The organism is Actinoplanes palleronii (genome assembly GCF_016862315.1).
Lineage (GTDB): Bacteria > Actinomycetota > Actinomycetes > Mycobacteriales > Micromonosporaceae > Actinoplanes > Actinoplanes palleronii.
On sequence record NZ_BOMS01000009.1, the window covers coordinates 260,699 to 274,098 of the forward strand.

The 13,400-nt window shown below is 71.3% G+C and carries 13 protein-coding genes; 7 read left to right on the top strand and 6 right to left on the bottom strand.

Annotated features, from left to right (window positions below):
• Nucleotides 1–103: 103 nt before the first annotated feature.
• Both Apa02nite_RS02985 and Apa02nite_RS02990 read right to left on the bottom strand, forming a co-directional pair.
• Nucleotides 104–2,911: an AfsR/SARP family transcriptional regulator gene (locus tag Apa02nite_RS02985; protein WP_203823705.1), complete on the bottom strand. Its 2,808-nt coding sequence runs from the start codon at nt 2,909–2,911 to the stop codon at nt 104–106.
• 117 nt (nt 2,912–3,028) lie between these two features.
• Nucleotides 3,029–3,577, bottom strand: coding sequence for a DM13 domain-containing protein (locus Apa02nite_RS02990; protein WP_373872813.1), 549 nt, complete (start codon nt 3,575–3,577; stop codon nt 3,029–3,031).
• 198 nt (nt 3,578–3,775) lie between these two features.
• Here Apa02nite_RS02990 and Apa02nite_RS02995 point away from each other — a divergent pair, with 198 nt between their 5' ends.
• Nucleotides 3,776–4,717, top strand: a complete 942-nt coding sequence (locus Apa02nite_RS02995) for a hypothetical protein (RefSeq protein WP_239164077.1) — start codon at nt 3,776–3,778, stop codon at nt 4,715–4,717.
• 4 nt (nt 4,718–4,721) lie between these two features.
• Here the strand turns inward: Apa02nite_RS02995 and Apa02nite_RS03000 are convergent, their stop codons facing one another.
• Together Apa02nite_RS03000 and Apa02nite_RS03005 are read right to left on the bottom strand one after the other, a co-directional pair.
• Nucleotides 4,722–5,684: a hypothetical protein gene (locus tag Apa02nite_RS03000; RefSeq protein WP_203823706.1), complete on the bottom strand. Its 963-nt coding sequence runs from the start codon at nt 5,682–5,684 to the stop codon at nt 4,722–4,724.
• 76 nt (nt 5,685–5,760) lie between these two features.
• On the bottom strand, nt 5,761–6,513 hold the full coding sequence (locus Apa02nite_RS03005) for a TetR/AcrR family transcriptional regulator (RefSeq protein ID WP_203823707.1): 753 nt from the start codon (nt 6,511–6,513) through the stop codon (nt 5,761–5,763).
• A gap of 109 nt (nt 6,514–6,622) precedes the next feature.
• On the opposite strand from Apa02nite_RS03005, the gene Apa02nite_RS03010 reads away from it, so the two are divergent.
• The 6 genes from Apa02nite_RS03010 to Apa02nite_RS03035 all read left to right on the top strand — a co-directional run bounded on the left by Apa02nite_RS03010 (nt 6,623) and on the right by Apa02nite_RS03035 (nt 11,417).
• Nucleotides 6,623–7,357, top strand: a complete 735-nt coding sequence (locus Apa02nite_RS03010) for an SDR family oxidoreductase (RefSeq protein ID WP_203823708.1) — start codon at nt 6,623–6,625, stop codon at nt 7,355–7,357.
• The gene (locus Apa02nite_RS03015) at nt 7,357–8,259 is read left to right on the top strand and encodes an SDR family NAD(P)-dependent oxidoreductase (protein WP_203823709.1); all 903 of its coding nucleotides are present in this window, start codon (nt 7,357–7,359) and stop codon (nt 8,257–8,259) included. The genes Apa02nite_RS03010 and Apa02nite_RS03015 overlap by 1 nt, the downstream gene beginning before the upstream one ends.
• A 2-nt stretch (nt 8,260–8,261) precedes the next feature.
• Nucleotides 8,262–8,468, top strand: a complete 207-nt coding sequence (locus Apa02nite_RS03020; protein WP_067708838.1) for a 4-oxalocrotonate tautomerase family protein — start codon at nt 8,262–8,264, stop codon at nt 8,466–8,468.
• A gap of 80 nt (nt 8,469–8,548) precedes the next feature.
• Nucleotides 8,549–8,833: a hypothetical protein gene (locus Apa02nite_RS03025; protein ID WP_239164078.1), complete on the top strand. Its 285-nt coding sequence runs from the start codon at nt 8,549–8,551 to the stop codon at nt 8,831–8,833.
• A 146-nt stretch (nt 8,834–8,979) separates the two neighbouring features.
• Entirely contained in the window at nt 8,980–10,635 is a 1,656-nt protein-coding gene (locus Apa02nite_RS03030) for a serine/threonine-protein kinase (protein WP_203823711.1), read from the top strand.
• 53 nt (nt 10,636–10,688) lie between these two features.
• Nucleotides 10,689–11,417 carry a hypothetical protein gene (locus Apa02nite_RS03035; protein WP_203823712.1) on the top strand — a complete coding sequence of 243 codons (729 nt, stop codon included), beginning with the start codon at nt 10,689–10,691 and terminating at the stop codon, nt 11,415–11,417.
• A 614-nt stretch (nt 11,418–12,031) separates the two neighbouring features.
• Here the strand turns inward: Apa02nite_RS03035 and Apa02nite_RS03040 are convergent.
• Together Apa02nite_RS03040 and Apa02nite_RS51835 are read right to left on the bottom strand one after the other, a co-directional pair.
• Nucleotides 12,032–12,259, bottom strand: a complete 228-nt coding sequence (locus Apa02nite_RS03040) for a hypothetical protein (RefSeq protein ID WP_203823713.1) — start codon at nt 12,257–12,259, stop codon at nt 12,032–12,034.
• 528 nt (nt 12,260–12,787) lie between these two features.
• Nucleotides 12,788–12,919 carry a hypothetical protein gene (locus Apa02nite_RS51835; protein WP_275412419.1) on the bottom strand — a complete coding sequence of 44 codons (132 nt, stop codon included), beginning with the start codon at nt 12,917–12,919 and terminating at the stop codon, nt 12,788–12,790.
• Nucleotides 12,920–13,400 lie beyond the last annotated feature (481 nt).

A 13,400-nucleotide genomic window follows, 5' to 3' on the forward strand; every position in this document is an offset into this window, starting at 1 on the left:
TTACCGATTTCTGACCGTGCTCTGACCGTGCGGTGTTTCGGCAGGTCCAGGAGTTTTTCCGGCAACCGGCCGTCGGCGCCCCGCCAGGGTTCCGCGAAACGGTCTAAGCGACCGCGCGCACGACACGGCGGCGCAGCCTGTCGCGGATCCCGGACGCGTCGGGATGGCTGAGCTCGTCGAGGATCACCAGCGCCTCGCGCCAGTACCCCTCGGCTCGCGCCGGGCGGCCGGCGCCCTCGTGCGCGTCGCCCATGTGGACGAGCGTGTCCGCCTGGAGGTAGCGGTCGTGCACCAGGCGATAGAGCCGCAGCGCGTGACCGAAGGAGATCAGAGCTTTGTCGTACGCCCCGAGGTGGTGCTCGGCGTACCCGACGCTGTCCCAGGCCGCGCCCTCGCCGTTGCGGTCGCCGATCGCCCGATGCGCCTCGATCGCCCGATGACACTCGGCGAGGGCCTTCGGGTAGTCGCCGAGCAGGATGTAGGTCCAGCCGGTCTCGTTGAACACGTGCGCCAGCCCGGACTGCCAGCCGGTCGCCCGGTAGAGCTCGGCCGCCGCCCGGTAGTGCCCCAGCGCGACGGCGTACTGCTCACGCTGGTTGAGCAGGAACGCGAGCAGCCGGTGGGCACGCGCCTCGCCGTTGCCGTCACCGAGCTCGGCGAACAGCTCCACCGCGTGCCGCAGGTGCCGGTCCGCCTCGGGCCACCGGCGCAAGCGTCCCTCGACGAAACCCAGCGACCGTTCGGTGCAGGCCAGGGCGTACCGGTCGACCAGGGCCAGCGCGGAGGCCCGGGCGGCCGCCTGGATCTCCCACTGCACCAGCCACGAGCCGGTGCGGTCCAGGTACATCTCCAGGGCGACGGCGAGCTGCCAGGCGTACCCGTCGCCGGCCATCGCGTTCTGCTTGATCGCGGCGAGCAGGACCGGACGTTCGGTGCCGAACCAGGCGGCCGCCTCGCCGCCGTCACGGAACTCGATCATCACCGTGCCCTCGGCCGGCGCGTCCAGCGGGAGCCGCTCCCGGCCGGGGAACAGCATGACGCCCGCGGCGACGGCGGCGTGCAGGTAGTGGTCGAGCATCCGCCGGCGCGCGTCCCCGGAGTCGTCGGTCGTGTCCTCGACTTCCCGGGCATACGCGCGCAGCAGGTCGTGGCATCCGTACCGGCCGGGCTCGGGCTCGGCGATCAGGTTCGCCCGGAGCAGTTCGGCGAGGGGCTGCCGGACCTTGCCGATCGGCGTCCCGGCCAGGCTCGCCGCGGCCGCCGTCGTGCACTCCGGCCCCGGATGCAGGGCGATCAGCCGGAACATCCGGGCCGCCGCGGGGCTCAGGACCTGATAGGACCAATCAAACACCGATCGTACGCCGGAGCGCTCCGACTCTCCCTCGAACGCGTCGAGGCTCCCGTGCGACTCGCGCAGTTCACCGGCGATCGCGGCGAGCGAGAACCGCGGGTTCATCGCGGCGCGGGCGCACACCATGGCCAGGGTCAGCGGGATCCGGCCGGCCAGCTCGGCGATCTCGGCGGCGGCGGCCGGCTCCCGGGTCACCCGCGGCGCGCCGAGCCGCCGGGAGAGCAGCTCGATGGCGTCCGCGGAGGGCAGCCGTTCCAGCGTGATCGCGGTGGCGCCGTGGCCGGTGACCAGGTCGTACAGTTGATGTCTGCTGGTCACGACGGTGAGGCAGCCGGGCGCGCCGGGCAGCAGCGGCCGGACCTGCTCGCTGTCGCGGGCGTTGTCGAGCACGATCAGCACCCGGCGGCCGGCGAGCAGGCTGCGGAAGAGGGCGGTCTGCGCTTCGAGGGTGGCGGGGATGCCGTTGGCCGGGACGCCGAGCGCGCCGAGGAACGAGTGCAGCGCGTCGGCCGGGCTGATCATCGCCCGGCTGGGGTGGAAGCCGTGCAGGTCGATGTAGAGCTGGCCGTCGGGGAAGTGTTCGGCGATCCGGTGGGCCCAGTGCACGGCGAGCGTGGTCTTGCCGGAGCCACCCATCCCCCCGATGGTGACCACGGTGGCGGGCCCGGGCTCGCCGGTGGGGTCGGGGAGCAGGTCGAGCTCGTGCCGCCGCCCGGCGAAGACCGCCAGGTCGGCGGGGAGTTGGGCGGGCTTCTTGACCGCCTCTTGCCCCGTCCCGCGATCGGGTTCCGGGTCTGTCTCCCCGGCTTGTTCCGGTCGCAGCACAAGCTGGTGGGCGGCCCGCAGGTCCGGGCCCGGGTCCAGGCCCAGGTCCTCGGTGAGCAGCCGGTGCGTGGCGCGGTAGACCTCCAGCGCCTCCGCTTGCCGGCCGGTCGCCGCGAGCACCAGCATCAGCCGGGCCTGCAGCAGCTCGTCCAGCCGGTGCTCGGCGGCCGCTTGGCGGACCACGAGCAGCACCCGCTCGGCCATCTCCGCCCCGGCGGCCGGGGCGTGCTCGGCCGCCGACCGGACCACGGCCAGCCGCTCCGCCTCGACCAGGGTGAACGCCGGGCGCATCCGGACCTCGGCCGGGATGTCCGCGGCGACCGGCCCGCGCCACAGCTCCAGCGCGGACAGCAGCGTCCCGGCGGCCGCCGCGGGCTCGCCCCTCTCGGCCACCCGGCGCAGCTCCCGGAACCGCAGCACGTCCACGGCCGCCGGCTCGACGTCCAGGCGGTAGCCGCCCGAGCCCCGGACCAGCACCGACGAGGCGCCCCGGCCGGTCAGATCGGGCTCGAACAGCCGTCGCAACGCCCCCACGTAGCGGTGCACCAGATTGTCCGCGGTATCCGGCGGCTCCCCGCCCCAGAGCACCGCGATGATCTCATGCAGTGACAGAGGGTGACCGGCATTGATCAGCAGAATGGCGAGGAGCGCCCGTTGCTTGGGCGGCCCCAACTCCAGCTCGGTGTCGTTCAACCAGGCCCGGACCGGACCCAGCACCGAAAATCGCAGCGCCATCGGTGACCAGAGTAGGGTCGCCAGTCGATACGGGCGAGTAACAAGAAGTGACGGGTACCCGACCGTTGGCCTCGGGTGACCGCCACCCGGCGGTCTCGGCCGAGCTCACCGGCACCGCTACGGTTTCAGCTCGGCTGCTCCGAACGAGACCGAGAACCGCTTGCACCAGATGCTGACGCTGCGGAACGCGCTGGGATCGACGTCGGCAGCGAGCCGGTAGACCTGGTCGCCGTGGTTGCCCTTGAGTTTGCCCAACTCCACGTGTCTGCCGTCGTCGAACACCCGCCACCCGGCGGTTCCGGCGCGCACCCGCTGGTCGGAGAGCCACACCCGCAGGTCCGGGCCGTCACTGGTGTCCAGGCCGACCAGTTCCAGCTGGTGGGAGCCGTCCGCGTTGCGCACCACCCGGGCCGCACCGCTGGTGTCGTGCTCATGAGTGACGAACGAGCCCTGCGCGATCACGGTCGTCGCGGCGACCTCCGCCGGGCCGGGAAGGGTCCCGGCCGGTTGCGGCGCCCTGGACGGGACACTCGCCAGGGTGTCGGTCACGACGGTGTCGGTGAACAACCGCCACGGCTGGAACCAGGAGAACGCGCCTGCGCCGCCGATGCCGAACACCGCGATGACGGCCCAGGCGGCCGGCCTGGTGAAAAGTCGCTGAATCACCGTTCCAGTCAACGGCTGCCGATTCATGATCACCACGCTCACGCGGCTTACCGTCTTCTTACGGACGACCGGGAGCCTGCGGCCCGGGAACCGCGATCCCGGCACCCTCGCATCGGGGCCGGATCTGGCGCACGCGGCCGGCTCCGGCAAGATCACGGTATTCGCGCAGGATCGACGAAGGGGAATCCATTGCTCAAGGTGGGACTGTCTCGCGCAGCAGTGATTTTCGGCCTGGCGCTGGCCATGGTGGCCGGCGGCCCGGCTGTCGCGGCTCAGGCCGCTTACTACAACACGTACTCCGACATCGCCCTGCTGCCGAACGTCAGCTGCTGCACCGGGGTGCAGGGCTTCGCCGCCGGAGCCACCTATCTCTACTCGGTCAAGAACCACACCAATGAGGACGACGTCTCGGTCATCTACCGGACGAACAAGTCCACCGGCACCACCGTGGTGATGACCAACGGCACCGACGACACGTCGACGAACACGTGGCTCGGGCACGGCAACGACATGACGATCGTCGACATCGACGGGGAGCACCACCTGTTCGTCGTGACGATGGCGGCGACCGGCGCGCAGCTGGTGAAGCTGCGTTACGACGGGACCACCTACTACAAGGCCGGTTCGTACCAGATCAGCCTCGACGGGGTGACCAAGTCACCGTCCGGGATCAGCCGGGTCGCGGTCACCAGCACGGCGATCACGTTCATGTTCAAGAGCGGCAGGACGCTCTACAACGGCAGTCTGCCGCTGCGCGCCTCCTCCGGCACCATCGAGCTGACCAAGGCGTTCGACCTGCAGGTCGACGATGCCCTCGTCAACGGCGCCACGGTGCCGGACCTGGGAACCTTCGCCAGCCAGGGCTTCTTCTACGACGCGACCGACAAGGTGCTCTACAACCCGCTGACCAAGGACAACCGCAGCATCGTGCTCGTCTACCGCAACGTGTCACCGGCGACGACCGGGACCGCGCCGGCGGCCACCGACCTCTCGTTCCGCATCACGTCCTCGAAGTACACGGCGTTCGAGATCGAGGGCGTGGGCATCAGCGACGGCACGCTCTACTTCAACACGAACCGCGCGAACGCCGACGGTTCCTACGACGGCGTCCACGCGTTCGAGGGCTACACCGCGGGCTAGATCCTCAGTGGCGGCCCCTGCCGAGCCGCAGGATGAGCAGGTTGGGGTCGTTCTGGGTGGTGTAGGCGGCGCTCGGCACGTACGCCGTGCCGCCGCGGAGCAGGACGGACGTGGGGTTGGACAGGCCGTCGGCGGCGGTCAGCACGGTGCTGACCGGCCTGCCGCCGCCGGCGAGGACCACCTTGTTCTCGGTGACGAGGCTGGCGAGGACCTGGTCGCCGTGGCCGGTGAAGGCGAAGTCGTCGATGCCGGCCAGCCCGGAGGCGACCGTCGTGAAGACCCCGGCCGTGCGGCCACTCATCGGGGTGCGCAGCAGGGCGCCCTGATCCAAGTTGGACACGTAGAGGTGGCCGTCGCGGACCTTGGCGCCGTTGACACCGAAGAAACCGGCCGGCGCGAGTGCCGCGTCGGTGCTGAAGACCTCCACGCGGCCCTTGGGTGTGACGGCGTAGACGGCGCCCTTCGCCGAGTCGGTCACGTAGAGCGTGCCGGTCCGGCCGTCCCGGGCGAGGCCGTTGGGCAGGCCGTCGGCGGGCAGGTCGGCGAGCTTGCGGGGCGGGTTGCCCTCGGTGAACGTCCAGACGCCGGTCTCCTTCGCGGATCCGGTCGCGTAAAGCACGTAGAAGGTGCGGCCGTCGCGCACCAGGCCGGTGGTGAGCGGGAAACCGAGCAGCGGCGTCACGGCTGCCGGGTCGGCCGGGGCGGGCAGCGTGGCCAGCACCCGTACCTTTCCCTGGTTGTCGATGCGCGCGACCTGGCGCGCACCGGCGAACGTGACGTCGACGCCGCCGTCGCGGTCCGGGACGATGTTCTCCGGCATCTGCCCGGCGGCGAGGTCGAAGTGGACCACGGCGGCGGCCTTGGCGACCGGCCGGGCCGGGGCGGCGCTCGCCGCCATGGGCGGGAACGCCCCGGAGGCCAGGACGGCCGCGACCAGCAGTGCACGGGTGATTCTCGGGTGCTTCATGCCGAGAAGCATGGAGCGCGGGAGAGGACCTAACCACACCTGCTCGGGGGTACCCCTGGCAGGCACAGGCTCCGGGTCAGCCGGGCTGGTCGATCCGGTCGAGCCAGCGGTCGAGCAGGGCCGTCTCCGCCGGTTCGAGCCGATCAGTTCCGGTCAGGGCGAGCTGGGAACGAAGCTGTCGGGCGGCGGCGCGGACCGGATCCGGGCCGCTCGGCGCGGCGGGATCGGCCAGGACGGCGGCGAAGACGGCATCGCGGGCCGTGTGTGACAGCGCCGGATCGCCGAACAGCGCGGGCTGGGCGATCCGGCTGAGAGCCACGCCGATGTTGACCGGCAGGATCAGCTGGGCCGCCGACTGCGGCGTGGTGGCGAGGGCTCCGCGAGCGGCACAGCGCAGCAGGGTGCTCTCCAGCAGGTCCAGGATGCGCCGGTAGGCCGTCGCGGCCGACTGCGGGCGCGGGGCGAACATCAGCCGGTAGAGAGCGGGATTCTCGGCGGCGAAGGCCATGTGGTCGTCCCAGCCGGCATACAGGTCGGCGACCGGGTCGCCGGTGGCCTCGAGGTCGGCCTTGCGCCGGGCGTACCGGTCGAAGCCGGCATCGGCGACCGCGTCGAGCAGGCCGCGCTTGTCGCCGAACAACCGGTACAGCACCGGCTGGCTGACCCCGGCCTCCTCGCTCACCGCCCGGGTGGCGATGTCGCCGTCCGCGGACGCGGCGAGCTGCCGCTCGGCGGCCTCGATGAGCGCCGTCCGGACGCTCGTGTCGTCGGCCTGGCCGGCGGTGCCACGTCGGCGGCGGGACCGTCCGGGGTCTTCCTCGTCACTCATGAATCAATGCTACGTCACATCGCTAGCAACGATCCGAGCACCGTGCTACGGTCGTCATATCAGCGATACGCAACAACGCTATCGCCACTACTGATCTTGGAGTGCAACCATGACAGAGCACCGAGTCGCCGTCGTCACCGGCGCTTCCCGTGGCATCGGCCGCGCCATCGCCACCTCCCTCGCCGCGGCCGGCCAGGCCGTCGTCGTGGGCTACGCCGGCAACGAGGTCGCGGCGAAGCAGGTCGTCGACGAGATCACCGCCGCCGGCGGGCAGGCCGTCGCGGTCCGGGCCGACGTCGCCGACGAGGACGCCGTGGCGGCCCTGTTCGACACCGCCACGCGGACCTTCGGCGGTGTCGACGTCGTCGTCAACTCCGCCGGCCGGATGGCGCTGTCCCCGATCGCCGAGCTGGACCTGGACGACCTCGACGCCATGCACCGCACCAACATCCGGGGCACCTTCGTCGTGGCGCGCGAGGCGGCCCGCCGGCTGCGCCCGGGCGGCGCGGTCGTGCTGCTGTCCACCTCGGTCGTCGGCCTGCAGTTCCCCGGCTACGGCGGCTACGCCGCCAGCAAGGGCGCCGTCGAGGCGATGACCCTGGTCCTCGCGCGGGAGCTGCGCGGCCGGGACATCACCGTCAACGCCGTCGCGCCGGGGCCGACCGCCACCGACCTGTTCCTCGAGGGCAAGGACGAGGCGACCATCGAGCACCTGGCCAAACAACCCCCGCTCGAACGGCTCGGCACCCCGGCCGACATCGCCGCGGTCGTCGCGTTCCTGGCCGGGCCGGGCGGGCGCTGGGTCAACGGCCAGGTCGTCCGCGCCAACGGCGGGATCATCTGATGGCCGTCGTGCTCGTCACCGGCGCCTCCAGCGGCTTCGGGCGGCTGACCGCGGAGGCGCTGGCCCGCGCCGGGCACACCGTCGTCGCCGGCATGCGCGCCACCGCCGGCCGCAACGCTCCGGCAGCCGCGGCGTTCGACCAGCTCGCGGCCGCGGAGAGCCTGGCGGTCTCGGCGGTCGACCTGGACGTCCAGTCGCAGCCCTCCGCCGACGCGGCCGTCGCCGCGATCGTCGAGCGCCACACCCGCCTCGACGTGGTCGTGCACAACGCCGGCCACATGGTGCTCGGGCCGGCCGAGGCGTTCACCCCCGAGCAGCTCACCGACGTCTACGACGTCAACGTGGTCGGCACCCAGCGGGTCAACCGGGCCGCCCTGCCGGTGCTGCGTGGGCAGGGCTCCGGGCTGCTCGTCTGGGTCGGCAGCTCCTCCACCCGCGGCGGCCACCCGCCCTTCCTCGCACCGTATTTCGCGGCCAAGGCGGCGATGGACGCCCTGGCCGAGAGCTACGCGGCCGAGCTGATCCGGTTCGGGATCGGCACCACCATCGTGGTCCCCGGCGCCTTCACCTCGGGCACCAACCACTTCCTGCACGCCGGCCACCCGGCCGATCGGGAGCGGGAGGCCGCCTACGAACCCCTCTACGGCGTGCTCCGCTCCGAGATCGACCAGCGGCTGGCCGCCCTGATCCCGCCGGACGCCGACGTGCAGTCGGTGGCCGACGAGATCGTCCGGGTCATCGGCCTGCCCGCCTCTGCGCGGCCGTTCCGCACCCACGTGGACCCGAGCCAGGACGGCAGCGAGGTGGTCTCGGCCGTCGCGGACCGTATCCGCGGAGAGTTCTACCACCGCCTCGGCATCGAGGATCTGTTGACGTCATCGTCCGTACCAAAGGAGAAATGACCATGCCATTCGCCAACCTGAAGGTTCCCGCGGACACCTTGACCCCGGAATCGAAGAAGAAGCTCATCGACGCCGTCACCGACGCCTACGCCGAGGTGTACGGCGAACGCGCCCGCGCGACCACCCTGGTCCTGGTCGACGAGGTCGCCGAAGGCGGCTGGGGCCTGGGCGGCAATGTCCTGACCGCGGAGATGCTCGGCCGCAGCTGACCCCGCATCGCTGACAGCCCTGACAACTCGTCGCCGCGACGGAATAATCGGCCGATCCGTCCCTAATCGAGGAGACGATGATGGCGGACTACGACGCGTGGCTCGACGCCTACAGCGCGGCTTACGACACCGTGCCCGGGCCCCTGCTGATGCCCTGCCCCCACTGTGCGCACCAATGCCTTCAGGTGGTTTTCACCGGCGACCTCGACAGCATGATCGGATACGCGCATTTCTGGTGCGATCACTGCTTGCAGGGCATCGGCGTCTCCCGCACGACAATCCCCGAGGGCGCCGTCGTGCAGGACATCCGGCAGCCCCGCGCGGACCGGCAGCCGAAGATCCCCAACTTCCGGCTGGTCCAGTAGGCCGAGAAACCCCTGGGCGCGGGCGGGGTCGCCCGACCGGTCGGCGGAAGCAGCCGTTGCGCGGATCCAATATGGTTTTCTCACGACCAGAATGGTCCGCGCGGCGGAGCCAGACATCCGCCCCCATGGATGGTGGAGTGCCCCGAATGAACGGCTGGCAGCTGTCCGGCTACACGCCTGTTCGCCCGCTCGGCGCCGGTGCGTCGGGCAGCGTCGTCCTCGCCACCCACGACGCGACCGGCACCCCGGTCGCGATCAAGTACCTGATCCGCGATCTCGGCGACGACGCCTCGTTCCGGGCCGCTTTCCGGCGCGAGGCGCAGCTGCTCGCGGAGATCGACGATCCGTACGTGTCCCGGCTCTACGAGTACGTCGAGTCGGCCGACGGCGCGGCGATCGTGATGGAGCTGGTCAACGGGGTGTCGCTGCGGCACATGCTGCGCGAGCACGGCCCGACCGGCCCTGAGGCGGCGCTCTGCGTACTGAAAGGCTCTCTCTCCGGGCTGGCCGCGGCGCACGCCCACGGTGTCGTGCACCGCGACTACAAGCCGGAGAACGTGCTGGTGAACGAGGACGGGCTGAGCAAGCTCGCCGACTTCGGCATCGCCGCGCCGGTCGGTCAGGGCGCTGACACCGTCGTCTCCGGCACACCCCGCTACATGGCCCCCGAGCAGTGGACGGGCGCGCCGGCGACACCCGCCTGCGACATCTACGCCGCCACCGCCACGTTCTTCGAGTGCCTCACCGGCAAGCCGCCGTACGACGGGCCGAACGTGTTCGCCCTGCACGATCAGCACGCCAACGCGCCCATCCCGACCGATCCGGCACCGGCCCCGGTGCACGACCTGCTCCGGCACGGCATGGCCAAGCAGCCCGCCGACCGGCCACAGCACGCGCTCGCCTTCCTCGACGACCTGGAGCGGGTGGCCGGCACGGCGTACGGACCGGACTGGGAGGACCGCGGGCTGCGCGAGCTGGCGCGCCGGGCCGCCCTGCTCGCCCTGCTGTGGCCGTTCCCCGACGGCAGCGGGGGCGCCACCAGCCTCGCCACGACCTCGCTCGCCGACGACACCCCGGGCCGTTCCCTCGGTTCTTCCGGCGTACGCAAGAAGACCGTGCTGGCCGGCGGCGCCCTCGTCGCGATCCTGTTGATCGGTCTGACTGGCTACCACTACGCCGCCGCCGACGAGACCCCGGCCCTCGCGGGTGGCCAGGCCAGCCCGGTCGCCGCCGATCCGGTGGTGGCCGCGGCGCCCAGCGTGGTCCTTCCGGGCACCTCGCCGACCCCCGCCGCCTCGGACGCCACGGTGCCGCCGACCGTGACCACCAGCCCGGCCTCGTCCACCTCGCCCACCGTCGAAGCCACCACTGCGCCCACGCCCACCAAGCCCACGCCCACCAAGCCCTCGCCGAGCCCCTCGGTCAGCACCTCGCCGACTCCCCCGCCGGACACCACCGCCCCGACCGTGGGGACGGTCAGCGCGCGCGGGACGTCCCTGGAGGCGGAGAACTGCCAGTACGGCACCCGCACGAGCACCATCGCGGTGACCGTCACCGACGACGTGAGCGAGCCGGGCGAGTTGAAGGTCAGCTTCGCCTACACCCTGGGCGGCAGCACCTCGACCGTGGCGATGGATTCGGTGGGCCGAGGGGTCTTCCGCGGCACGCTCGGCCCGCTGCCGATGCCGAGGTCGGCCACCCGTGTCCCGGTCTCCGCGGTCGCCGTCGACGCGGCCGGCAACTCGGCCCGGTCGGCGTCGCCGGCCTACGTCACCCTCACCAACATCTGCACCCCCGGTTAGGAGCACGCCATGCCCACTGCACAGCAGCAGGTGCCGGCGCGGGGACGGCAGGCGTGACCCGCCCGGACGGACCCTTCGACGACCGGACGCCACCTGTCGATCCCTGGGCGACCGTCGACCGCCCGGTCCCCACGGTGTACCTGGGCGACCCGGACGCGACCGCCAGCTTCAGCGGCTCCAACCGCACCACCCGGTTGCCCGCGCCGGACCCGGGCCCTCAGGTCAGCCCGTCCGCTTCGACCGTCCATCTCCCGGCCGATGACAATCCGACGGTACGAGCAGCCGGCGAATTGCGGTTCGGGCCGGGCGTGCCGGTGGCCGCACAGCCCACCCCGGCCTGGCCGGCCGCCGCCCCCGCCACACGGTCCCGCCCGGTGTGGCGCCGGCTGGTGTCGGTGCTCTCCAGCCTGCTGACCCTGGCACTGGTCGTGGTGGCCGGGTTCTACCTCTGGCAACGGCTGCGGCCCCTGGAGGTGGAGAGCGTCACGGTGGCCGTACCCCGTCCCGCCGGCACCCGCTGCAACGTCACCGTCGACGTGGTCGCCACCGTGCACACCAACGGCCGGAGCGGCGTGCTCCGCTACCAGTGGTTCCGCACGGACGCGGAGCCCGGCACCATGCTCACCGAGCAGATCGGCACCGGCCAGCGCACCGCCACCCTCACGCTCCACTGGACCTTCGACGGCACCGGCAAAACCACCGAGACCGCCACGCTGAACCTCATCGAGCCGTCCCCGATCCAGGCCGGCACCAAGGTCGCCTACAACTGCCGCCGCGGCTGACCCACTCGGCTCCCGAGCCGCTTCACTGCGGGCCCTCCGGCTGATCCGTTCGGCGTCGCACCACGGTGAACATCGGCGAACCCGCATGGATGGAACGGCATGGAACGCCTTCGTCGATGAGCCGGTAGGCACCGGACCTGCGTCAGCGAAGGGACTCATGGCATGGGTCAGCACCAGGAAGACTCCGCGGAGACCGGCCCGCAACCGGACGGCCACGGTCTCAGCCGGCGTCAAGTGCTCCGCGGCGCGGCCGCCATCGGTCCCGGGATCGTCCTGTCCTCGGGTCTGCTGGACGGTCTCGTGGCCACCGCCGCCGATGCCACCGACGCCGCGGTACTTCCGGTGGCGGCACCCGTCCCGCCACCGATCACGTCCTGGGACAGGACGGTTCAGCGGATGAGCTACGACAAGACCGCCGGCTATCAGCAGTTGACCGAAGGCGACGGAGAACCGCATCTGCTCCAGACCCAGATGCGGCGCACCCCGGGCCACGTGACGTTGCCGATCACGGCGTTCGTCCAGTTCACCGACCTGCACATCGTGGACGACCAGTCGCCCGCGCGGGTCGAGTTCCTGGACCGCTACGCGAACTCCGGCGCTCCGCACTTCGGCACCTACCCGTTCGACTCGGCGTACCGGCCGCACGAATTCCTGTCGACGCATCTCACGCACGCCATGGTCAAGGCCATCCGGGGGATGACCAGCGGGCCGCGGACCAGGACTCCGCTCGGCTTCACCATCGTCACCGGGGACATGACGGACAACTGCCAGTACAACGAGACCCGCTGGTACATCGACCTGCTCGACGGCGGGCAGATGATCCGCCCCGACTCCGGTGCCATCGGCGTGGACGAGAGTGTCGGCTCCAACCTCGCCGGCGGGAATCCGAGCGGCTTCCACGACCCGGAGTTCTGGGCTCCCGCCACCACCGTGCCGGACAAGTACAAACAGCTCGGTTTTCCCGGGATCCCCGGTGTGCTCGCGGCGGCCCGCGCGCCGTACACGTCGATCGGCCTGGGCATGCCCTGGTATGCCGCTTACGGCAACCACGACGGAGAGGTCCAGGGCAACGTGCCGCTGGACCCCGACTTCTTCTCGACGGAGAACCTTCAGCAGATCTGGACCGGCGACCCCCGGGACGTCGCGGTCGGCGGCGAGAAGATCGTCGACACCGCGGCCACGTTGCCGGCCCTCTACGACGACTTCGGGTTCACCGACAAGCTGGCCATCGCCCGGAACCTGATCAGGGTGAACGTCACCCCGGACGACAACCGCCGGTTGCTCGGCCAGCGTGCGTTCGTCCAGGAGCACTTCACCACCACCGGCACCCCCGCCGGGCACGGGTTCACCGCCGGGCGGGGTGAGGCCCACTACAGCATCCCGTCGGCCGACTCCGACCTGGTCCAGTTCATCACGCTGAACACCGTGAACGTCAACGGCGGCGCGAGCGGGTCGATCACCGAGGCCCAGATGGCCTGGCTCGAGACCCTGCTGCGGGCCAACAGCTCGACCTATCTCGTCCCCACCGTCCCGCCGCCGTCGATCACCATGCCGAAGGGCGGTACCCGTCCCGGTGAGGACCTGATCATTCCCGGTCGGGGCCTCACCGACGGCGCGAGCTCGACGATCGTGAGCCAGCCCGGCGTACAAAATAAGCTCTTTGTGATTTTCTGCCATCACACCCTGGACACGATGGACAACGCGGACCAGCCGCCGAGGGGACGACCGGACCTGGTCGGCACGGTCCAGTGGACCGGCGACGCGCTGCGCCGGCTCCTGCTGGCCTACCCGAACGTGATCGCGTTGGTGACCGGGCACACCCACCGCAACGACATCAAGCCCTATCCCCGGCTGGGGGCAGGCGCTCAACGGCGGGTTCTGGGAGATCGGCACCGCGTCGCACATCGACTGGCCGATCCAGAGCCGCATCATCGAGATCGCCGCGAGCCCCGAGGCCCAGCAGGCGGGCGAGTTCGGCGGCGC